This is a genomic window from Caulobacter sp. 73W (assembly GCF_041021955.1).
GTDB lineage: Bacteria > Pseudomonadota > Alphaproteobacteria > Caulobacterales > Caulobacteraceae > Caulobacter.
In genome coordinates this window covers 969,064-990,413 of the sequence record NZ_CP158375.1, presented here as the reverse complement: position 1 = coordinate 990,413, position 21,350 = coordinate 969,064, and the positions used below count along the sequence as shown (strand labels likewise).

Annotated in this window: 15 protein-coding genes, 1 tRNA gene and 2 pseudogenes; 13 read left to right on the top strand and 5 right to left on the bottom strand. The window is 65.4% G+C overall.

The genetic code is table 11. The features are described from left to right. Positions 1-24: 24 nt before the first annotated feature. On the bottom strand, positions 25-210 hold the full coding sequence (locus ABOZ73_RS04610; RefSeq protein ID WP_369061088.1) for a hypothetical protein: 186 nt from the start codon (positions 208-210) through the stop codon (positions 25-27). A 225-nt stretch (positions 211-435) separates the two neighbouring features. Between ABOZ73_RS04610 and ABOZ73_RS04605 the strand changes: the two genes are divergently transcribed. From ABOZ73_RS04605 to rplA, 5 genes are all read left to right on the top strand, one after another. Further along, a tRNA-Trp gene (locus tag ABOZ73_RS04605) sits at positions 436-511 on the top strand. A 106-nt stretch (positions 512-617) separates the two neighbouring features. Next, a complete protein-coding gene (gene secE / locus ABOZ73_RS04600; protein ID WP_369061086.1) occupies positions 618-902 on the top strand; it encodes a preprotein translocase subunit SecE in 285 nt (94 codons plus the stop codon). 4 nt (positions 903-906) lie between these two features. Beyond that, positions 907-1,470 carry a transcription termination/antitermination protein NusG gene (nusG, locus tag ABOZ73_RS04595; RefSeq protein ID WP_369061084.1) on the top strand — a complete coding sequence of 188 codons (564 nt, stop codon included), beginning with the start codon at positions 907-909 and terminating at the stop codon, positions 1,468-1,470. A gap of 132 nt (positions 1,471-1,602) precedes the next feature. Beyond that, positions 1,603-2,034 (top strand): 50S ribosomal protein L11, encoded by a 432-nt coding sequence (gene rplK, locus ABOZ73_RS04590; RefSeq protein ID WP_369061083.1) that lies wholly within the window; start codon positions 1,603-1,605, stop codon positions 2,032-2,034. Positions 2,035-2,037: 3 nt separating this feature from the next. Then, complete coding sequence (gene rplA, locus ABOZ73_RS04585; protein WP_369061081.1) at positions 2,038-2,727, top strand: 50S ribosomal protein L1; 690 nt, start codon at positions 2,038-2,040, stop codon at positions 2,725-2,727. 219 nt (positions 2,728-2,946) lie between these two features. Here the strand turns inward: rplA and ABOZ73_RS04580 are convergent, their stop codons facing one another. Next, positions 2,947-3,675, bottom strand: coding sequence for a glutathione S-transferase (locus ABOZ73_RS04580; RefSeq protein ID WP_369061080.1), 729 nt, complete (start codon positions 3,673-3,675; stop codon positions 2,947-2,949). A 354-nt stretch (positions 3,676-4,029) separates the two neighbouring features. Between ABOZ73_RS04580 and rplJ the strand changes: the two genes are divergently transcribed. Both rplJ and rplL read left to right on the top strand, forming a co-directional pair. Then, complete coding sequence (gene rplJ / locus ABOZ73_RS04575; RefSeq protein ID WP_369061078.1) at positions 4,030-4,548, top strand: 50S ribosomal protein L10; 519 nt, start codon at positions 4,030-4,032, stop codon at positions 4,546-4,548. A 50-nt stretch (positions 4,549-4,598) separates the two neighbouring features. Continuing rightward, a complete protein-coding gene (gene rplL / locus ABOZ73_RS04570; protein WP_277784254.1) occupies positions 4,599-4,988 on the top strand; it encodes a 50S ribosomal protein L7/L12 in 390 nt (129 codons plus the stop codon). A gap of 69 nt (positions 4,989-5,057) precedes the next feature. Here rplL and ABOZ73_RS04565 read toward each other — a convergent pair whose 3' ends face one another. Continuing rightward, the gene (locus ABOZ73_RS04565) at positions 5,058-6,995 is read right to left on the bottom strand and encodes a M61 family metallopeptidase (RefSeq protein ID WP_369061075.1); all 1,938 of its coding nucleotides are present in this window, start codon (positions 6,993-6,995) and stop codon (positions 5,058-5,060) included. Between the two features lie 339 nt (positions 6,996-7,334). Here ABOZ73_RS04565 and rpoB point away from each other — a divergent pair, with 339 nt between their 5' ends. Together rpoB and rpoC are read left to right on the top strand one after the other, a co-directional pair. Next, entirely contained in the window at positions 7,335-11,405 is a 4,071-nt protein-coding gene (gene rpoB, locus ABOZ73_RS04560) for a DNA-directed RNA polymerase subunit beta (protein WP_369061074.1), read from the top strand. A gap of 94 nt (positions 11,406-11,499) precedes the next feature. After that, positions 11,500-15,700, top strand: a pseudogene (gene rpoC, locus ABOZ73_RS04555) (DNA-directed RNA polymerase subunit beta'). 63 nt (positions 15,701-15,763) lie between these two features. On the opposite strand, the gene ABOZ73_RS04550 reads toward rpoC, so the two are convergent. Further along, on the bottom strand, positions 15,764-16,405 hold the full coding sequence (locus ABOZ73_RS04550) for a hypothetical protein (protein ID WP_369061073.1): 642 nt from the start codon (positions 16,403-16,405) through the stop codon (positions 15,764-15,766). A gap of 50 nt (positions 16,406-16,455) precedes the next feature. Beyond that, positions 16,456-17,484 (bottom strand): hypothetical protein, encoded by a 1,029-nt coding sequence (locus tag ABOZ73_RS04545; protein WP_369061072.1) that lies wholly within the window; start codon positions 17,482-17,484, stop codon positions 16,456-16,458. A gap of 160 nt (positions 17,485-17,644) precedes the next feature. Between ABOZ73_RS04545 and ABOZ73_RS04540 the strand changes: the two genes are divergently transcribed. The 4 genes and pseudogenes from ABOZ73_RS04540 (at position 17,645) to fusA (ending at position 21,315) form a co-directional block, all read left to right on the top strand. Beyond that, positions 17,645-17,980: a zf-TFIIB domain-containing protein gene (locus ABOZ73_RS04540; RefSeq protein ID WP_369061070.1), complete on the top strand. Its 336-nt coding sequence runs from the start codon at positions 17,645-17,647 to the stop codon at positions 17,978-17,980. Between the two features lie 306 nt (positions 17,981-18,286). Beyond that, positions 18,287-18,658: a 30S ribosomal protein S12 gene (gene rpsL, locus ABOZ73_RS04535; RefSeq protein WP_269716104.1), complete on the top strand. Its 372-nt coding sequence runs from the start codon at positions 18,287-18,289 to the stop codon at positions 18,656-18,658. Between the two features lie 12 nt (positions 18,659-18,670). Further along, positions 18,671-19,144: a 30S ribosomal protein S7 gene (gene rpsG / locus ABOZ73_RS04530; RefSeq protein WP_269716105.1), complete on the top strand. Its 474-nt coding sequence runs from the start codon at positions 18,671-18,673 to the stop codon at positions 19,142-19,144. 91 nt (positions 19,145-19,235) lie between these two features. Beyond that, positions 19,236-21,315, top strand: a pseudogene (gene fusA, locus ABOZ73_RS04525) (elongation factor G). Positions 21,316-21,350: the final 35 nt, after the last annotated feature.

Genomic DNA, 21,350 nt, shown 5'->3' with positions numbered 1-21,350 from the left:
CCGGCTGGAGGGGCGGTCCGGCGCTCAGGCGCCGGACTTGGCCTCGCCGGAGCCGGGATCGGTCGCGGTCTTGTGGCTGTCCTGGCTTGATTTCGAGCCCGCCGGCTCCGTCGCCGGACGAGGCGGCTGGCCTTCGCCGCCGGGCTTCAGGTTCTCGTTCTCCGTTTCCCGATTGGACGGACGGCCGTTGCTCGTTGCGGCGTGACCCATGGCGCGTTTTCCTCTCTGATGGTGGAGCTGCCGGGAAAACGCGTCCGGCGCACGCTTCGATCCACATGCAGATCGCGGCCCATGGGGTGTCCGATCCCCTTGCTCCCCGATCATGTCGCTGCTAAACGAGCCGGCTCCGGCGCATGAGCCGAGCGCGCCGGAAGGCTCAACGGCTTCCCGGCGCGCTGTTCATTGCCCGGAGGACTGCGGCGAAAGCCGACGTCTAGGAGTGTAGCTCAGCTGGTAGAGCATCGGTCTCCAAAACCGAGGGCCGGGGGTTCGAGTCCCTCCACTCCTGCCACTACCTATATGAAGAGCCGGCTACGCCTCGCGCGCAGCCGGTCATGTCAGTTTTAGAAGGTCGCGAGCCGCTTATGGCCAGGAAACCGGGATCGACCCCGTCAGCGATGAAAGCCCGCGCCGCCAAGACGGCGGCGGCGATGGCCCCTGCGGGTCAGGCTTCCGCGCTGAAGGCTGAAGCCGCGCCCAAGAAGCGCGTCAGCCCGGCCAAGTTCTTCGAACAGGTCATGGCCGAAGCGAAGAAGATCACCTGGACCTCCCGCAAGGAGACCTGGATCACCTCGCTGATGGTTTTCATCATGGTGGTGATGACCTCGATCTTCTTCTTTGTGGTCGATTGGGTCCTGCGCACCGGCGTGTCGCAGATCCTCGCCCTGGTGAACGCAGGATAAGACGATGAACGATCAGACCGGCTCGAACCCGAACCACAAGTGGTACATCGTCCACGCCTACTCGAACTTCGAGAAGAAGGTGCGTGACAGCATCCTCGAGCAAGCCAAGTCGCAAGGCCTGGAAGACAGCTTCTCGGAAATCCTGGTCCCGACCGAGGACGTCGTCGAGATCCGCCGCGGCCGCAAGGTCAACGCCGAGCGCAAGTTCTTCCCCGGCTACGTGCTGGTGAAGATGCACCTGACCGACGAAGCCTACCACCTCATCAAGAACACCCCGAAGGTCACCGGCTTCCTGGGCGCCCAGGGCGGCTCGAAGCCGACCCCGGTGCCGGAACGTGAAGTCCAGCGCATCGTCGGCGCCATCGAAGAGGGCGTCGAGCGTCCGAAGCCCACCGTCTCCTACGAGATCGGCGAGCAGGTGCGCGTCACCGATGGTCCGTTCGCCAGCTTCACCGGTTCGGTGGAGGACGTGGACGAAGAGCGCGCCCGCCTGCGCGTCACCGTTTCGATCTTCGGCCGGGCGACCCCGGTCGAGCTGGAATACAATCAGGTCGAGAAAACCGCCTGATGACGAAATTCCCCGCGGCCTAGGCGGCGGGGGAAGACCGGACGGCCTTCGGGGCGTCCATCAAATCCGTGGGAGGGACGCCAAGCCCGCACCACGGCTCAACCGGCCGGATTTCCGGCCACCGAGGAGACTATGGCAAAGAAGATCCTGGGCTATATCAAGCTGCAGGTGCCCGCCGGCTCCGCCACGCCTTCGCCGCCCATCGGGCCGGCGCTGGGTCAACGCGGCGTGAACATCATGGGCTTCTGCAAAGAGTTCAACGCACGGACCGAAAACGTCCAGAAGGGCACGCCCCTGCCGACCGTGATCACGGTCTATCAGGACAAGTCGTTCACCTTCGTGACGAAGACGCCGCCGGCCACCTTCTACCTGAAGGAAGCCACCGGCCTGAAGTCCGGCGCCAAGCTGACCGGTCGCGAGACCGTCGGCTCGATCACCCGCACCCAGCTGCGCGAGATCGCCGAAAAGAAGATGAAAGACCTCAACGCCAATGACGTTGAAGCCGCGGCCCGCATCATCGAGGGCTCGGCCCGCGCGATGGGCCTGAAAGTGGTGGAGTCCTAAGTCATGGCTAAGCAACCCAAGCGCATCCAAGCCTGGACCGGCGACCGCGACGCGAACCTCGCGCTCGACGAAGCCATCAAGCTGGTGAAGGCCAACGCCAAGGCCAAGTTCGACGAGACCATCGAGATCTCGGTGAACCTGGGCGTCGACCCGCGTCACGCCGACCAACAGGTCCGCGGCGTGGTCAACCTGCCGTCGGGCACGGGCCGTGACGTTCGCGTCGCCGTCTTCGCCAAGGACGCCAAGGCTGACGAAGCCAAGGCCGCTGGTGCGGAACATGTCGGCGCTGAAGATCTGTACGAAAAGATCAACGGCGGCTTCATGGACTTCGACCGCGTCATCGCGACGCCGGACATGATGGCCCTCGTGGGTCGTCTGGGTAAGGTGCTGGGCCCGCGCGGCCTGATGCCGAACCCGAAGGTCGGCACCGTGACCCCGAACGTCGCTCAGGCCGTCAAGGACGCCAAGGGCGGCGCCGTTGAGTTCCGCGTCGAAAAGGCCGGTATCGTTCACGCCGGCATCGGCAAGGCCTCGTTCACCGAGGACGCGCTGAAGGCCAACGTGGTCGCTCTGGTCGACGCTCTCAACCGCTCCAAGCCCTCGGGCGCCAAGGGCGTGTACGTGAAGCGCATCAGCCTGTCGTCGACGATGGGCCCGGGCTTCAAGATCGACACCGGTTCGATCACCGCTTAAGCGGCAGATCACTGCTGAAGATTGCGGCGGCGAGGGCATCCCTCGCCGCCGTTTTCGTTTGTGACTTCAAGCCGCTCATCCCCGTCCCCGGGTCGCGCGAAGCGCGCCCGAGGATGAACTCCGCCGGGGATCCAAGCTGAGGGGCAGGGGAGCGGAAGCGCCCCTTGGATTCCCGACTTCGCGGGAAGGAGCGGCTGGGGTTTAGGGGCGGCCCCGCCCCTACGAATCCAGCTCGGCGTACTGGCGGAAGACGCCTTCCTCGCTGAAGGGCAGGCGGCGTTCGCTTTCCAGATAGGCCTTGATCCGGGGCTGGTCGGCGACGCGCACGGCCAGGGCGGCCAGCTTGGGCGTCTGCTTCAGCGCCTTCTTGGCTGCCTTGGGGAAGGCGTAGAGCAGGCCCTGCACCACCTGGAACGCCGACAGGTCGGCATAGGTCAGCTTGTCGCCCACCAGCCATTGGTCGCCGGCGGGATTGGCGGCCAGGATCGTCTCCAGCCAGTTCAGGAACTTCGGGATCCGCTGCTTGCGGAACTCCTTGGCGCGGCGCTTGGCCTCCTTCTTCTGGTCCTCGTAATAGAGGCCCAGCCCGACCGGGTGATGGGTGTCGTGCGCCTCCGCCGTCAGGTCGGCGATGGTCAGCTGGATCTGGTGGACCCAAAGGCGGTCGGCCTCCAGCCGCGGGGCGAGCTTCAGCTTCGGCCCCAGGTACAGCAGGATCGCGGCGGTCTGGCCGATGAGCACATCGCCGTCCTTCAGGAAGGGCGGGGCGAACGGCGGGTGGGTTGTGGCGCCGCCTTCGAGGAAGGCGGTCAGGGCAGGGACGCCCTGGCCCTCGTCCTTGCTTCCGCGGGCCACGTCGACGTAATCTGCGCCGGCCTGTTCGAGGGCCAGGCGGACGAACTCGCCGCGCCCCTGGATGCCGGGCCAGTAATAGAGCTCGTAGGCCATGGATTCTCCTGGTGTCTTCGTTGGCTCAACGCCTCAGTCGGGGCGGGGTTGAGTCCGGCGGCCTTTTCCATTATACGCGCCGCTTCCGTCGCCCTCGTGGCGGCGAAACCTGTCCGAGAACTGTGGGGCGCCAGGGTCACTGGAGCCGTAACTGGGAAGAGCCCTTTCCAGCCGCCGGGAGACGGGGAAGCAAAGAGCTCTGCTCGCACCATTCCGTTCCGACGGATGAGCGCGCGGCTCGTGCATCCTTCGGACAGTCGAGACCGACCAAGCGCGATGGGAGCGATCCTTTCGCCGCGAAGTCAACTTCGGCGTCCGGATGGTCCGGCCGCTGTAACTGAGTAGGAGACCGCAATGGACCGCGCTCAAAAGCAAGAGTCGATCGAGACGCTCAAGGGCGTTTTCGCTGACTCCGGCGCTGTCGTCGTGACCCACTATATGGGTCTGACCGTTGCGGAAATGACCGACCTGCGTCTGCGCCTCCGTAAGGAAGGCGCTTCGCTGAAGGTGGTGAAGAACACCCTGGTGCAAAAGGCCCTGAACGGCTCGGCAGGTGAAGCGGGCGACGCCCTCTTCGTCGGCCCGGTCGCCATCGCCTACGGCGCCGATCCGGTGTCCGCCGCCAAGGTCGTCGCCCAGTACGCCAAGGACAACGACAAGTTCAAAATCGTTGGCGGCATCCTGGGTCAAACGACCATCCTGGACGAGAAGGCCGTCAAGGCCCTGGCGACCCTGCCCTCGCTCGACCAGATCCGCGGCCAGCTCATCGGGCTGCTCAACGCTCCGGCCACCAAGGTCGCCGGCGTTCTGCAGGCTCCGGCGGGTCAGCTCGCTCGCGTCTTCAACGCTTACGCCACGAAGGACGCCGCGTAAGCGGACTGTCAGTCATCTCCCCAACATCCCTCATCCTCTAAGGAACTATCATGTCGAAGCTCGAAAAGATCGTCGAAGACCTGTCCGCCCTGTCGGTTCTGGAAGCCGCTGAGCTGTCCAAGCTGCTCGAAGAAAAGTGGGGCGTCTCGGCCGCCGCTCCGGTCGCGTTCGCTGCTCCCGCCGCTGGCGGCGCTGCTGGCGCTCCGGCTGAAGCCGCTGAAGAGCAAACCGAGTTCACCGTTGTTCTCGCTAACGGCGGCGACAAGAAGATCAACGTGATCAAGGAAGTCCGCGGCGTCCGTCCGGACCTGGGCCTGAAGGAAGCTAAGGACCTGGTCGAAGGCGCTCCGCAGAACGTCGTCGAGAACGTCTCCAAGCAGCAAGCTGAAGAGATCAAGAAGAAGCTCGAAGAAGCCGGCGCCACCGTCCAGATCAAGTAATCTGGTCGGCGTCAGCTCTGACGCTACAGGAAACGGCCCCGGAGCGATCCGGGGCCGTTTTTCTTTGGCCTACTTCCTGGGAGTCAGGATGTCGTCGAGGCGGGCCGGGGTCCCCGCGATCCGCTCCAGCGCCGGATAGCGCAGGCCGTTGTAGTAGGGGATCTGGACCGTGCGGTAGCGCTCGGCTGTCTTCACCAGCAGCTCGATCGGCTTGGCGCTCGCCTTGGCGTCGGTGATCGCCGTCTTCAGGCGTTCGGCGTCATAGGCGATCCCGTTGACCGCGATGATCTGGCCGGCGTTGGTCAGGCCGGCCTTGAAGGCGGGGCCTTCCCACTGCACAGCGCTCAGCTTGCCTTCGCCGCCGACGACCACGCCCAGGGAATAGGTCAGGTCGGTGGTCTTGCGGCGCGCCTCGCCGGCCTTGAAGTAGGCGGTGGGGGTATCCTTGTAGACGAGGCGGTAGCCGCCGCGCGCCAGGCCGTCGAGCGGAGCCTTGGGCGCCACGTCGTAGATCCGCGCCTTCAGGAAGCCGGCCCAGTCGTGGGCGACCACCTTGTTCAACGCCTCGACCACGCCGTCGAAGTCGTAGGTCAGCGGAACGTAGCTGCCGTCGAACTTGCCCTCGGCGCCCAGGAACACCTTGGCGAAGTCGTCGAGGGACTTCTTGCCGCCGGTCTTCTCGCGGATCAGGGTGTCGGCGTCGAGCCAGACGAGTTGGCCCTCGGAATAGTAGTCCTCGCCCCGCTGGAAGCTGGTCCAGGGCTCGGCCTTGCGGGCGATGGTGATCGGGTCGTTGGTGGTGTCCAGCACCGTGCGCCAGGTGCGGCCCACGCGGGCCTCGTAGGTGGCGGCGGTGGAGGCGATGGCTTCCAGCGTTTCCTGCTTGGTCAGCAGGCCGGAGCGGGCCGACAGGACATAGCCCCAGTACTGCGTCTGGCCCTCATAGACCCACAGCATGCTGTTGCGCATGGGGACCGAGAAGTCGGCGGTGAACAGGTCCGCGCCGCGGCGGAACTTGCCGTTCCAGGAGTGGGTGTACTCGTGGGGCAGCAGGTCGCGGTTGGCGGCGTGCTTGTCCCAGTCGGTGAAGTAGGTCGGCGGCACGCCGTTCTCGCTGGAACGGTGATGCTCCAGCCCGATGCCGCCCATGCGGTCGGTCAGGGACAGCAGGAAGTCGTACCGGTCGTACTGGCGGGTGCCGTACAGCTTGTCGGCCTGCTTCACGAGGTTGCGGTGCTTCTCGATCTGCTCGGGAGTGGCGGCCAGCAGTTCCTCGCGGTCGGCGACGACGTTCAGCTTCACCGGGCTGCGGCCGCCGGGATCGAGGTCGAACTGGCGGTAGTAGCGGCCGGCGAACATCGGGCTGTCCACCAGGGTCTCGAACGAGACGGGCTTGAAGGTGGTGACGCCGTCGGCGGTCCCGGCCACGTCCATGGCGACGCCGAACTTCCACTGGTCGGGCAGGCGCAGGGCCACCTCGACCGGGATCTGGCGGGTGAACCATCCGGCCGGATACAGGGCCAGCTGGTTCCACTGCAGGTTCATCATCTCGTTGGTGACGACGATGCGGCCCTGGTCGGTGGTGACCGGCGAGAGGAACTGGAACTCGACCTCAAGGCTGGTCGCGCCCTGCGGCACGTTCACATGATAGGCGTAGACCTCGACCGGATCGCGGGTCCAGTCGATGCGCTGGCCGCCAGCGGTGATCACCAGGCCGGCGACCTTGTCCACCGGACCGCGCGGGGCGTGGTTGCCCGGCAGCCATTCCGGATAGAGCAGGGTGAAGGGGCCGGCCTTGTCCACGGGGATCGACTGCTTCACGCGGATAATGCGGCGGTCGGTGTCGGTGGCGTCGACGAACAGCTTGATCGTGCCCGGATAGGGAACGTCCCGGGCCGCCGTGATCGGCGGAGTCATCGCAAGAGGCTGGGGCGGAGGGTTCTGCGCGGCGACAGCGGCGGAGAAGGAGAGCGACAGGGCCGAGGCGGCCAAAAGGACTGCTTTCATGGCCGTGGACTTAAGCGTAAGTTCCCCGCGTCGGAAAGCGCCGTCTCGGCGACCCGGAATCCATCAGGATTCTGTGGATAGCCTCTTGGCTTATCCCCTCTGGCGGACTATATCCGCGTGCTTCAAACAAGATTCGATGGGGACAGGTGCGTCTGGCGCGCAGGTCCTTTGGTCGTTTCAGCCCCGAGGCGCGGTCCTGACCCTCTGACCGCTGCGAAGGGGAGCCCTTTGAAATAAAAGGGCTTTGTCACGTGTCCGTCTCCCGAAAGGGCGACGAGGGTGGACACACCGACAAAAAGCCGAAGCCCGGATTCCGTTCCGGGCCCACAGGGAACATCAATGGCGCAATCGTTCACCGGCAAGAAGCGGATCCGGAAGTCTTTCGGCCGCATCCCCGAAGCCGTGCAGATGCCGAACCTCATCGAGGTTCAGCGGTCCTCCTACGAACAATTCCTGCAGCGCGAGACCTATAGCGGTCAGCGTCGCGACGAGGGGATCGAGGCCGTCTTCAAGTCGGTGTTCCCGATCAAGGACTTCAACGAGCGCTCGGTGCTCGAATACGTCTCGTACGAATTCGAAGAGCCCAAGTACGACGTCGAAGAGTGCATCCAGCGCGACATGACCTTCGCGGCGCCGCTGAAGGTCAAGCTCCGCCTGATCGTCTTCGAAACGGAAGAAGAAACCGGCGCCCGCTCCGTCAAGGACATCAAGGAGCAGGACGTCTACATGGGCGACATCCCGCTCATGACGGACAAGGGCACGTTCATCGTCAACGGCACCGAGCGCGTCATCGTCTCGCAGATGCACCGTTCGCCGGGCGTGTTCTTCGACCACGACAAGGGCAAGACCCACGCCTCGGGCAAGCTGCTGTTCGCCGCCCGCGTGATCCCGTACCGCGGCTCGTGGCTCGACTTCGAATTCGACGCCAAGGACATCGTCTACGTCCGTATCGACCGTCGCCGGAAGCTGCCGGCCACGACCTTCCTCTATGCCCTGGGCATGGACGGCGAAGAGATCCTGACGACCTTCTACGACGTCGTTCCCTTCGAGAAGCGTGAAGGCGGCTGGGCCACCCCGTACAAGCCGGAACGCTGGCGCGGCGTGAAGCCGGAATTCGCCCTGATCAACGCCGATACCGGCGAGGAAGTGGCTCCGGCTGGCCAGAAGATCAGCGCCCGTAACGCAAAGAAGTTCGCCGACGCCGGCCTGAACACCCTGCTGCTGGCTCCGGAAGCCCTGACGGGCCGTTACCTGGCGCGCGACGCGGTCAACTTCTCGACCGGCGAAATCTACGCCGAAGCCGGCGACGAGCTGGACCCGGCCGCCATCGAGGCCCTGGCCGAGCAAGGCTTCTCGACCATCGACGTGCTCGACATCGACCACGTCACGGTCGGCGCCTACATGCGCAACACCCTGCGCGTGGACAAGAACACCCTGCGCGAAGACGCGCTGTTCGACATCTACCGCGTCATGCGTCCGGGCGAGCCGCCCACCGTTGAAGCGGCCGAAGCCATGTTCAAGTCGCTGTTCTTCGACAGCGAGCGCTACGACCTGTCCTCGGTCGGCCGCGTGAAGATGAACATGCGCCTGGAGCTGGACGCTTCCGACGAGATGCGCGTCCTGCGCAAGGAAGACGTCCTGGCCGTCCTGAAGCTGCTGGTCGGTCTGCGTGACGGCCGCGGCGAAATCGACGACATCGACAACCTCGGCAACCGCCGTGTCCGTTCGGTCGGCGAGCTGCTCGAAAACCAGTACCGCGTCGGCCTGCTCCGCATGGAGCGCGCGATCAAGGAACGCATGAGCTCGGTCGATATCGACACGGTCATGCCGCACGACCTGATCAACGCCAAGCCGGCCGCCGCCGCCGTCCGCGAATTCTTCGGCTCCTCGCAGCTGTCGCAGTTCATGGACCAGACGAACCCGCTGTCGGAAATCACCCACAAGCGCCGTCTGTCGGCGCTTGGCCCGGGCGGTCTGACCCGCGAGCGCGCCGGCTTCGAAGTGCGCGACGTGCACCCGACCCACTACGGCCGCATCTGCCCGATTGAAACGCCGGAAGGCCCGAACATCGGTCTGATCAACTCTCTGGCGACCCACGCCCGCGTGAACAAGTACGGCTTCATCGAAAGCCCATACCGTCGCGTGGTCGACGGCAAGCAGCAGGAAGAGGTCGTCTACATGTCGGCCATGGAAGAGGCGAAGCACGTCATCGCCCAGGCCAACATCAAGCTGACCGAAGGCGCGATCGTCGAGGACCTGGTCCCCGGCCGTATCAATGGTGAACCGACCCTCCTGCAAAAGGAGAACGTCGACCTGATGGACGTGTCGCCGAAGCAGGTCGTCTCGGTCGCCGCGGCCCTGATCCCGTTCCTCGAGAACGATGACGCCAACCGCGCCCTCATGGGCTCGAACATGCAGCGTCAGGCCGTGCCGCTCGTCCAGTCGGACGCCCCGCTCGTGGGCACCGGCATGGAAGGCGTCGTGGCGCGTGACTCCGGCGCCGTCGTGGTCGCTCGTCGTACCGGCGTCGTCGAGCAGATCGACGGCACGCGTATCGTCATCCGCGCCACCCAGGAGCAGGACCCGAACAAGCCGGGCGTCGACATCTACCGCCTGTCGAAGTTCCAGCGTTCGAACCAGAACACCTGCATCAACCAGCGTCCGCTGGTCCGTGTGGGCGACAAGATCAACGCCGGCGACATCATCGCCGACGGTCCGTCGACCGAGCTGGGCGAACTGGCCCTGGGCCGCAACGCGCTCGTCGCGTTCATGCCCTGGAACGGCTACAACTTCGAAGACTCCATCCTGATCTCCGAACGCATCGTTCGCGACGACGTGTTCACCTCGATCCACATCGAGGAATTCGAGGTCATGGCCCGCGATACGAAGCTTGGTCCGGAAGAGATCACGCGCGACATCCCGAACGTGGGTGAAGAAGCCCTGCGCAACCTCGACGAAGCCGGCATCGTGGCGATCGGCGCGGAAGTGCAGCCGGGCGACATCCTGGTCGGCAAGGTCACGCCGAAGGGCGAAAGCCCGATGACGCCGGAAGAAAAGCTCCTGCGCGCCATCTTCGGTGAAAAGGCTTCCGACGTCCGCGACACTAGCCTGCGCCTGCCCCCGGGCGTCGCCGGCACCATCGTGGAAGTGCGCGTCTTCAACCGTCACGGCGTCGACAAGGACGAGCGCGCGCTCGCCATCGAACGCGCCGAGATCGACCGTCTGGGCAAGGACCGCGACGACGAGTTCGCGATCCTGAACCGCAACATGACCGCGCGTCTGCGCGAGCTGATCGTCGGCAAGACCGCCGTCTCGGGTCCCAAGGGCCTGAGCCGCGGCGAGGTCACCGCCGACAAGCTGGCCGAGATCCAGCCGGGCCTGTGGTGGCAGATCGCGCTCGACGACGAAAAGGCCATGGGTGAGCTGGAGGCCATGCGCCGTCAGTTCGACGAAGCCCGCAAGCGCCTGGACCGTCGCTTCGAGGACAAGGTCGACAAGCTGCAGCGCGGCGACGAACTGCCCCCGGGCGTCATGAAGATGGTCAAGGTCTTCGTGGCCGTGAAGCGCAAGCTTCAGCCGGGCGACAAGATGGCCGGCCGTCACGGCAACAAGGGCGTCATCTCCAAGATCCTGCCGATCGAAGACATGCCGCACCTGGAAGACGGCACCGCCGTCGACGTCGTGCTGAACCCGCTGGGCGTGCCTTCGCGCATGAACGTCGGTCAGATCTTCGAAACCCACCTGGGTTGGGCCGCCGCCGGCCTCGGCAAGCAGATCGCTGGTCTGCTGGAAGCCTGGCAGCACGGTGGTCAGAAGGCTGAGCTGCAGAAGCGCCTTGGCGAGATCTACGGCGAGCACGAAGACCTGCCCGAAACGGAAGAAGAGCTGGTCGAACTGGCCCGCAACCTCTCCAAGGGCGTGCCCTTCGCGACCCCGGTCTTCGACGGCGCCCACATCAGCGACATCGAGGATCACCTGTCCATGGCGGGCCTCAACCCGTCGGGTCAGTCGATCCTGTTCGATGGCCAGACCGGGGAGCAGTTCAAGCGTCCGGTCACGGTCGGCTACATCTACATGCTGAAGCTGCACCACCTGGTCGACGACAAGATCCACGCCCGCTCCATCGGCCCGTACTCGCTCGTCACCCAGCAGCCGCTGGGCGGTAAGGCGCAGTTCGGCGGTCAGCGCTTCGGGGAAATGGAGGTGTGGGCTCTGGAAGCTTACGGCGCCGCCTACACCCTGCAGGAAATGCTGACGGTGAAGTCGGACGACGTGGCCGGCCGTACCAAGGTCTACGAGTTCATCGTGCGCGGTGACGACACGTTCGAAGCGGGCATCCCCGAAAGCTTCAACGTGCTGGTCAAGGAAATGCGCTCGCTGGGCCTGAACGTGGAGCTGGAGAACAGCTGATCAAACAGGCCCTCCCTCGCCTCGGCGGGGGAGGGGACCTGATCGCCCTCTCCACCCAGAATTTTCGCGGGACGATCCCGCAGAAGGAACCAAGATGAACCAGGAAGTCCTGAACATCTTCAATCCGGTCCAGGCCGCTCCGACCTTCGACCAGATCCGCATCTCGCTCGCCTCGCCGGAGAAGATCCGTTCGTGGTCGTTCGGCGAGATCAAGAAGCCCGAGACCATCAACTACCGGACCTTCAAGCCGGAGCGCGACGGCCTGTTCTGCGCCCGCATCTTCGGCCCGACGAAGGACTACGAGTGCTTGTGCGGCAAGTACAAGCGCATGAAGTACAAGGGCATCATCTGCGAAAAGTGCGGCGTGGAAGTCACCCTCGCCCGCGTTCGCCGTGAGCGCATGGGCCACATCGAGCTGGCCTCGCCCGTCGCGCACATCTGGTTCCTGAAGTCGCTGCCGTCGCGTATCGCCCTGATGCTCGACATGCCGCTGAAGGACATCGAGCGCGTCCTGTACTTCGAATACTACATCGTCACCGAGCCGGGCCTGACCTCGCTGAAGCAGCACCAGCTGCTGTCGGAAGACGACTACATCCGCTGCCAGGACGAGTTCGGCGACGACAGCTTCACCGCCGAGATCGGCGCCGAGGCGGTCCAGGGCCTGCTGAAGGCCATCGACCTGGAAAAGGAAGCCGAGCGTCTCCGCGAGGAGCTGGCCGGCACGCCTTCGGAAATGAAGCAAAAGAAGGCGTCCAAGCGCCTGAAGATCATCGAAGCGTTCATGGAGAGCGGCAACCGTCCCGAGTGGATGGTGCTCACCGTGGTGCCGGTGATCCCGCCCGAGCTGCGCCCGCTGGTGCCGCTGGACGGCGGCCGCTTCGCCACGTCCGACCTGAACGACCTGTATCGCCGGGTCATCAACCGTAACAACCGCCTGAAGCGCCTGATCGAGCTTCGCGCCCCCGACATCATCATTCGCAACGAAAAGCGGATGCTGCAGGAGTTGGTGGACGCCCTGTTCGACAACGGCCGCCGCGGCCGCGTGATCACGGGCGCCAACAAGCGTCCGCTGAAGTCGCTGGCCGACATGCTGAAGGGCAAGCAGGGTCGCTTCCGTCAGAACCTGCTCGGCAAGCGCGTCGACTACTCGGGCCGTTCGGTCATCGTGGTGGGCCCGGAGCTGAAGCTGCACGAGTGCGGCCTGCCCAAGAAGATGGCGCTGGAGCTGTTCAAGCCGTTCATCTACGCGCGTCTGGACGCCAAGGGCCTGTCGGGCACCGTCAAGCAGTCCAAGCGCATGGTCGAGCGCGAACAGCCGCAGGTGTGGGACATCCTCGAAGAGGTGATCCGCGAGCACCCGGTTCTGCTGAACCGCGCGCCGACGCTTCACCGTCTGGGCATCCAGGCGTTCGAGCCCAAGCTGATCGAAGGCAAGGCCATCCAGCTGCACCCGCTGGTCTGCGCCGCCTTCAACGCTGACTTCGACGGCGACCAGATGGCCGTGCACGTCCCGCTGAGCCTCGAGGCCCAGCTGGAAGCGCGCGTCCTGATGATGTCGACGAACAACATCCTGTCGCCGGCCAACGGTCGCCCGATCATCGTGCCGTCGCAGGACATCGTCCTGGGCCTGTACTACCTGTCCATGTCTCGCGAAGGCGAGCCGGGCGAAGGCAAGATCTTCGGCAACCTGGGTGAGATCGAGTTGGCGCTGGACGCCAAGGTCGTCAGCCTGCACTCGAAGATCAAAGCGCGCTTCACCGAGATGAACCCGGAAGGCCAGGTCACCACCAAGGTGATCGACACCACCCCGGGCCGGATGAAGATCGCCGCTCTGCTGCCGCGCAACGCCGCGATCGGCCACAAGCTGATCGAAAAGCCGCTCACCAAGAAGGAGATCGGCAACCTGATCGACGTGGTCTATCGCCACTGCGGTCAGAAGGCGACGGTGATCTTCGCCGACCAGCTGATGGGCCTGGGCTTCAAGGAAGCCGCCAAGGCCGGCATCTCGTTCGGCAAGGACGACATCATCATCCCGAAGCGGAAGGAGGCGATCGTCGCCGAAACCCGCACGCTGGCTGAAGAGTATGAGCAGCAGTACGCCGACGGCCTGATCACCAAGGGTGAGAAGTACAACAAGGTCGTCGACGCCTGGGCCAAGGCCACCGATCGCGTCGCTGACGAGATGATGGCCGAGCTTCAGATGAAGCATAAGGACGAGAGCGGCCGCGAAAAGGAAATCAACGCCATCTACATGATGGCCCACTCCGGCGCCCGCGGCTCGCAAGCCCAGATGAAGCAGCTCGGCGGTATGCGCGGCCTGATGGCCAAGCCCTCCGGCGAGATCATCGAGACCCCGATCGTCTCGAACTTCAAGGAAGGCCTGACCGTTCAGGAGTACTTCAACTCCACCCACGGCGCCCGTAAGGGTCTGGCCGACACCGCGCTGAAGACCGCCAACTCGGGTTACCTGACCCGCCGTCTGGTGGACGTGGCGCAGGACGCCATCATCACCGAGGAAGACTGCGGCACGACCAAGGGCATCACCCTGAAGGCCGTGGTCGAAGGCGGTGACGTGCTCGTCTCGCTGGGTCTGCGCATCCTGGGCCGCTTCACGGCCGAGGACGTGAAGAGCCCGGACGGCGACCTGGTCTGCCCGGCCGACACCTATGTCGACGAGAACATGGCCGACGCCATCGAGGCGGCTGGCGTTCAGTCGGTGAAGGTCCGCTCCGGCCTGACCTGCGAAGCCAAGATCGGCGCCTGCGGCTACTGCTACGGCCGTGACCTGGCCCGCGGCACCCCGGTGAACATCGGTGAAGCTGTCGGCGTCATCGCCGCCCAGTCGATCGGTGAGCCGGGCACCCAGCTGACCATGCGTACCTTCCACATCGGCGGCACCGCCCAGGTGGCCGAGCAGTCGTTCTTCGAAAGCAGCAACGACGGCGTGGTCCGCATCAACGGCGGCGCCACCGTTCAGGCGCCCGATGGCGGTCTGGTGGTCATGAGCCGCAACCTGACCATCACCGTGCAAGTCGACGGCAAGGACCGCGAAGTCCTACAAGCCGCCGTACGGCGCGCGCCTGAAGGTCAAGGACGGCGACAAGGTCAAGCGCGGCGCCCGCCTCGCTGACTGGGACCCGTACACCAACCCGATCATCACCGAAGTCGGCGGCCGCATCCGCGCCGAAGACCTGGTGGAAGGCTTCTCGGTCCGCGAGGAAACCGACGAAGCGACGGGCATCGCCAACCGCGTGATCATCGACTGGCGCGCCTCGACCCGTGGTTCGGACCTGCGTCCGGCCCTCGGCGTCCTGGACGGCGAAGGTGGCTACAAGCGCCTGAGCAACGGCGGCGAAGCGCGTTACCTCCTGCCGGTGGGCGCCATTCTGTCGGTCGGCGACGGCGACGAGGTGAAGCCGGGTGAAATCATCGCCCGTATCCCCACCGAAAGCGCCAAGACCCGGGACATCACCGGTGGTCTGCCGCGCGTCGCCGAACTCTTCGAAGCCCGCCGTCCGAAGGACTGCGCGGTCATCGCCGAGATGGACGGCCGCGTCGAATTCGGCCGCGACTACAAGAACAAGCGCCGGATCAAGATCACGCCTGAAAGCGCCGATGGCGAAAAGGGCGAACCGGTCGAGTTCCTGATCCCCAAGGGCAAGCACATCGCCGTCCACGACGGGGATTTCGTGACCAAGGGCGAGTACATCATCGACGGCAACCCGGATCCGCACGATATCCTGCGCATCCAGGGCATCGAGGCGCTGGCCGACTTCCTGGTCAATGAGATCCAGGAGGTCTACCGACTGCAGGGCGTGCCGATCAACGACAAGCACATCGAGGTGATCGTTCGCCAGATGCTGCAGAAAGTCGAGATCCTCGAGCCCGGCGACACCGGCCTGATCAAGGGCGACCACCTCGACAAGACGGAAGTCGACCTCGAGAACGCCAAGGCCGAAGCCCGCAAGGGCCGCCCGGCGGTCACCCAGCCGGTGCTGCTCGGCATCACCAAGGCCTCGCTGCAGACGCGCAGCTTCATCTCCGCGGCTTCGTTCCAGGAGACGACGCGCGTGCTGACCGAAGCCTCGGTGCACGGCAAGACCGACACGCTGGAAGGCCTGAAGGAAAACGTGATCGTGGGTCGTCTGATCCCGGCGGGCACGGGTTCCTACCTGCGCGGCCTGCAGCGCATCGCCGCCAAGCGCGACGAGGCCCTGGCCGCGTCCCGCGAACAGGCGATGGAGCCGCTGCCGGCTGAGATCGCCCTGGCGGACGAGGCTGCTCCGGCCGAATAAGCCGGGCGCGAGCCTTCGGAAGAAACGAGACGGCCCGGGAGCGATCCCGGGCCGTTTTCGCGTTCAGGGCTCGCAGACGACGGCGACGCAGCCCTTGGGATCGTTCTTGGTCGACATCGGCCGGTCAGTCGGCAGTTCCTTGCCGATATGGTCCTTCCAAACGCCGGGCCTCTTGCCGACATCATCCCAGGCCCGTCGGGCTGCGTCCTGCCGGGCCGCAGCGGCGTTCCATGGCGCGAGCTTGTCGGGGGCGACGCCCGCCGTCGCTGGCAGGGGGCTCACGCCCCGCGCCAGGGTGCGTGCGGCCAGTCTCGCCTGGCAGTCCGCCAGTTCATCGCCCTTCAGGGTCATGGCGCAGCCGATCCCAGCCCGTTTCAGCGCCGCGCGCAGGTCGACGACGACGCTCTCGGGCGCCGGCGCGCTCGGCGCGGGCGGGGCCGGGAGGTGGAGCGTCGGTGGGTCGGGGATAAAGGGATCGGGAAGGCGCAGGCCGCGAGACGCCTTTCGTGCGGGTGGCTCCCGGCGCAAGCGGGCGGCGATCTCGGCCGACAGCTCCATCTCGATCAGCGCCTGATCCATGGGGACGCTGTGTTGCGGCCGGGGCGCGCGCAGGCCGAGCCAGGCCAGCAGAGCGGCGTGGATAAGCAGCGAGACGACGGCTGTCGTCGCCCATCGCAACACCGTCGCGGCGCCTCGTCTTCCCATGCACAAGCTTGGCTATGGGCTCGCGGCGAAATCTTGACCGGAAGTGGGCCTTACTGGCGCTTGCCGAAGCTCTTGCGCAGGCCCGGATAGTCGCCCGTCGTGGTGTTCCGATAGGTCGTGTAGGCGTCCTTATCCGCCTTCTCGCGGTCCATGGCGGTGAGCTTGCCCTTGTTGATGCCGAGCAAGGGCGAGGTGGCCTCGGCCTGGTCGGCGCCGGCCCGCTCCAGGCACTTGTCGCGCTCGGCCTTGGTCAGTTTCACCGCGTCCTGATTGGCGCAGCCGACGCCGGAGCGGCGCAGGGCCGCGCGCAGGCCGCCCTCGGCGCCCGGCAGGGGACCGGGCGCGATCCCGTCTCGCCGTACCGTGAAGTCGCCGGCCCTGCCGCCGCCCCCGCCGCCGGACGGCGGAGCGCCGGAGCCCGCCGGCGGAGCGGCCGGGCCGGGCACGGGGGCCATGCGCAGGGGGGCGATGTTCGCGGCGGGCGCTTCCTCGTCCACCTTGCGAGGACGCGGCGGCGCTGGCTGGGCGGCGGGCGGCGCGGCCACGGGGGCCGGGGAGGGCTGTATCGCGGGTGACGGCGGCGCCGGGGTCGGCGGCGCGGGCGTGACCGCCGGCGGGGCGGGCGAGGGCGGAGCCTGGACCGGCGCGGGCGGGACGGGACGCGGCGGGGCCGGAGTTGGCGGGGCCGGACGGGGCGGCGCGGGCAGGGGCGACGGCGCGACCACGCTGCGCTGTTGTGGCGCGGGCGGCGTCGGGAGCGGCTGCGGCCGTGGCGGCAGGGGCATGACCACCGGCGGCACGGAGGGCGGCGGCGGGGGCGTCTCCTGTGGGATGTCCTGGGGTTCGATCGGGCGCAGGGCGAATTCGGGAAGCGGCTCAACCGGCGGCTCCGGCGGCAGGGTGAACAGCTCCACGTCCACGGCCGCGGGGTCTTCCAGCGTGGGCAGCTTGTAGGCGTCGGGGATATGGCTGCCGAACCAGGCGAGGATGGCGATGTGCGCGGCCAGCGACACGGTGAAGATCGCCGCATCGCGATTGCGATGGCGCCTCGTCGCGATGACCTGTCTGCGTGTCGCCAAGACCCGTCCGCCCCTGCCCAATATGCTCAAGCTTCCGAAACCGAATCTGGTTCCCTGGATTCAGCGGCTAAATCGGGGCGAGGGAAAGGCCAAACAATCGCCTTGCCCATGGCGGAAGCGTCGCCAGCGCCTAAATCAGTGGAAAAGGGAGACCCTCCACATGCCGCTTCTGCTCTGCCCCAACTGCAACACCTCGATGCAGGCCGTGAACCGCTCCGGCGTCGAGCTGGACATGTGCCCGACCTGCCGGGGCGTCTGGCTGGACCGCGGCGAGCTGGAGAAGATCCTGGCCGGCGGACGCGAGGAGCAAGGCGAGGCCGTCCAGGCCCGCGAGCGATTCGAACGCGAGGTGGAGGGATTCCACCGCGACCCGGACGCCTGGAAGCGCAGCCACCCCTATGACGACCGCGAGCGCCGCCACCGCTACGACAGCGACGACTATTACCGCCAGAAGAAGAAAAAGAAGGGGTTCGACCTCTTCGACATCTTCGATTGACGTCGGGCCGACGGCGGGTGGAAACTTCACATTAACTGTTTCCCCCGTCTGCTGACTGGCTCAAGGCCCAAACGCTTGACGTCATGGGCCTTCGCGAGTATCAACCGCCCTCTTTTCGAGGGCTGGTCTCGCGCCTCCCCCGAAGAAACCGGATGTCCCGCACGGACGACCAGGCCCGCCGGAAGCGCTGAACCCCAGCAGCCGGCGAGTTTTCGCGTTCAGCGGGTCCTAGAATACCGGACCATAAACAAGGACCCCCGAGGCGCCTCGGCCGAAAGGCACACGCCTCCACGAGCACGGAATAGAATGCCTACGGTCAACCAGCTGATCCGCAAGCCGCGCCAACCTAAGCCGGCACGGAACAAAGTCCCCGCCCTGAAGGGCTGCCCGCAACGCCGCGGCGTTTGCACCCGCGTCTACACCACGACGCCGAAGAAGCCGAACTCGGCTCTGCGTAAGGTCGCCAAGGTGCGCCTGACGACCGGCATCGAAGCGGTTTGCTACATCCCCGGCGAAGGCCACAACCTGCAGGAGCACTCGGTGGTGCTCATCCGCGGCGGCCGCGTGAAGGATTTGCCCGGCGTTCGTTATCACATCCTTCGCGGCGTCCTTGACACGCAAGGCGTCAAAGACCGCAAGCAGCGCCGTTCGCTCTACGGCGCCAAGCGTCCGAAGTAAGGAAGAACCGATATGTCCCGCCGCCGCCGCGCAGAGAAACGTGACGTTCTTCCGGATCCCAAGTTTGGGGATCTCGTCGTCACCAAGTTCATGAACTACGTGATGTACGAAGGCAAAAAAGCCGTCGCTGAAAACATCATCTATGGCGCCTTCGACATCCTCGAAGCCAAGCGCAAGGACCAGGGTCCCCTGGAAACCTTCCACTCGGCTCTCGACAACGTCGCGCCTTCCATCGAAGTCCGCTCCCGCCGGGTCGGCGGCGCCACCTACCAGGTGCCCGTCGAAGTCCGTCCGGATCGCCGTCGCGCTCTGGCCATCCGTTGGCTGGTGACCGCCGCTCGCAAGCGTGGTGAAAACACTATGACCGAGAAGCTGGCCGGCGAACTGCTCGACGCCTCGAACAACCGCGGCACCGCCGTGAAGAAGCGCGAAGACACCCACAAGATGGCGGAAGCCAACCGGGCGTTCTCGCACTACCGCTGGTAACCTTTCTTACCAGACCCTTTCAGGCGCGGGCGGTTTGAGATAAACCGCCCGCGCCGCACGTTTTCCGCCCCGTTTCTGCAAGGCGATCCCAATGTCCCGCACGCATAAAATCGAAGACTACCGCAACTTCGGCATCATGGCCCACATCGACGCGGGCAAGACGACGACGACTGAGCGGATCCTCTACTACACCGGCAAGTCCCATAAGATCGGCGAAGTCCACGACGGCGCCGCGACCATGGACTGGATGGAGCAGGAGCAGGAACGCGGCATCACCATCACGTCGGCCGCGACGACCGCTTTCTGGAACGGCAAGCGTCTGAACATCATCGACACCCCCGGGCACGTGGACTTCACCATCGAAGTCGAACGTTCGCTCCGCGTGCTCGACGGCGCCGTCACGGTGCTGGACGGCAACGCCGGTGTTGAGCCGCAGACCGAAACCGTCTGGCGCCAGGCCGACAAGTACAAGGTTCCGCGGATCGTGTTCGTCAACAAGATGGACAAGATCGGCGCCGACTTCGACAAGTCCGTCGAGTTCGATCCGTGACCGCCTCGGCGCCAAGGCCGTGCCGATCCAATTCCCGATCGGCGCCGAAAGCGCCTTGAAGGGCCTGGTGGACCTAGTCCGCATGAAGGCCGTGGTCTGGGACAATGACGGTCTCGGCGCGTCCTTCCGCGACGAAGAAATCCCCGCCGACCTGATGGACAAGGCTGTCGAAGCCCGCGCCTATCTGGTCGAGAACGCCGTCGAAATGGACGACGAGGCGATGGAAGCTTACCTGGGCGGCGAAGAGCCGTCGGAAGCCACCATCAAGAAGTGCCTGCGTAAGGCCGTTCTGACCGGCGCCTTCTATCCGATCCTCTGCGGCTCGGCCTTCAAGAACAAGGGCGTGCAAACGCTCCTGGACGCCGTGGTCGACTACCTGCCGTCGCCGGTCGACATCCCGCCGACCAAGGGCATCGACTTCAAGACCGAAGAAGAAGTCGTCCGTAAGGCTTCGGACGATGAGCCGCTGTCGGTCCTGGCGTTCAAGATCATGGACGACCCGTTCGTCGGCTCGCTGACCTTCTGCCGCATATACTCGGGCAAGCTCGAGACCGGCATGACCCTGATGAACTCGACCCGCGACAAGAAAGAGCGCGTCGGCCGCATGCTGCTGATGCACTCCAACAACCGCGAAGACATCAAGGAAGCCTACGCCGGCGACATCGTCGCCCTGGCCGGCCTCAAGGAAACCCGCACGGGCGACACCCTGTGCGATCCGCTGAAGTCGCCGGTGATCCTGGAGCGCATGGAATTCCCGGCCCCGGTCATCGAGATCGCGGTCGAGCCGAAGTCGAAGGCTGACCAGGAAAAGCTGGGCGTGGCTCTGGCCAAGCTGGCTGCTGAAGATCCCTCCTTCACCGTCTCCACCGACCACGAGTTGGGCCAGACGATCCTGAAGGGCATGGGTGAACTGCACCTGGACATCAAGGTCGACATCCTGAAGCGCACCTACAAGGTCGAGGCCAACATCGGCGCGCCGCAGGTGGCCTACCGTGAAAGCCTGGGTAAGAAGGTCGACATCGACTACACCCACAAGAAGCAGACCGGTGGTACGGGCCAGTTCGCCCGCGTCATGATCACCTTCGAACCGGGCGAGCCGGGTTCGGGCTTCGTGTTCGAAAGCGCCATCGTCGGCGGCGCCGTGCCCAAGGAATACATCCCGGGCGTCGAAAAGGGTCTGGAATCGGTCAAGGACAACGGCCTGCTGGCCGGCTTCCCGCTGATCGACTTCAAGGCGACCCTGACGGACGGCAAGTACCACGACGTCAACTCCTCGGTCCTGGCCTTCGAAATCGCCTCGCGCGCCGCCTTCAAGGAGCTCCGTGAAAAGGGCGCCCCGAAGCTGCTCGAGCCGATCATGGCCGTCGAAGTCGTGACGCCGGAAGAATACCTGGGCTCGGTCATCGGCGACCTGAACGGTCGGCGCGGCATGATCCAGGGGCAGGACATGCGCGGCAACGCCACGGTGGTGAACGCCTTCGTGCCGCTCGCCAACATGTTCGGCTACGTGAACACCCTGCGCGGCATGTCTCAGGGCCGCGCCCAGTTCACCATGCAATACGACCACTACGAACCGGTGCCGCAACACGTCGCCGACGAAGTGATCAAGAAGTACGCCTAACAACCAACCCCAGACACCAACCTTGAAGGCCCCTC

Excerpts from the sequence above, each read along its gene's own strand:
- ABOZ73_RS04565 (WP_369061075.1), bottom strand. The coding sequence starts at position 6,995 with ATGAAAGCAGTCCTTTTGGCCGCCTCGGCCCTGTCGCTCTCCTTCTCC.
- secE (WP_369061086.1), top strand. The coding sequence starts at position 618 with ATGAAAGCCCGCGCCGCCAAGACGGCGGCGGCGATGGCCCCTGCGGGT.
- ABOZ73_RS04580 (WP_369061080.1), bottom strand. The coding sequence starts at position 3,675 with ATGGCCTACGAGCTCTATTACTGGCCCGGCATCCAGGGGCGCGGCGAG.
- rplL (WP_277784254.1), top strand. The coding sequence starts at position 4,599 with ATGTCGAAGCTCGAAAAGATCGTCGAAGACCTGTCCGCCCTGTCGGTT.
- ABOZ73_RS04540 (WP_369061070.1), top strand. The coding sequence starts at position 17,645 with ATGCCGCTTCTGCTCTGCCCCAACTGCAACACCTCGATGCAGGCCGTG.
- nusG (WP_369061084.1), top strand. The coding sequence starts at position 907 with ATGAACGATCAGACCGGCTCGAACCCGAACCACAAGTGGTACATCGTC.
- rpoB (WP_369061074.1), top strand. The coding sequence starts at position 7,335 with ATGGCGCAATCGTTCACCGGCAAGAAGCGGATCCGGAAGTCTTTCGGC.
- rplA (WP_369061081.1), top strand. The coding sequence starts at position 2,038 with ATGGCTAAGCAACCCAAGCGCATCCAAGCCTGGACCGGCGACCGCGAC.
- rpsG (WP_269716105.1), top strand. The coding sequence starts at position 18,671 with ATGTCCCGCCGCCGCCGCGCAGAGAAACGTGACGTTCTTCCGGATCCC.
- rplJ (WP_369061078.1), top strand. The coding sequence starts at position 4,030 with ATGGACCGCGCTCAAAAGCAAGAGTCGATCGAGACGCTCAAGGGCGTT.
- ABOZ73_RS04550 (WP_369061073.1), bottom strand. The coding sequence starts at position 16,405 with ATGGGAAGACGAGGCGCCGCGACGGTGTTGCGATGGGCGACGACAGCC.
- rplK (WP_369061083.1), top strand. The coding sequence starts at position 1,603 with ATGGCAAAGAAGATCCTGGGCTATATCAAGCTGCAGGTGCCCGCCGGC.
- rpsL (WP_269716104.1), top strand. The coding sequence starts at position 18,287 with ATGCCTACGGTCAACCAGCTGATCCGCAAGCCGCGCCAACCTAAGCCG.
- ABOZ73_RS04610 (WP_369061088.1), bottom strand. The coding sequence starts at position 210 with ATGGGTCACGCCGCAACGAGCAACGGCCGTCCGTCCAATCGGGAAACG.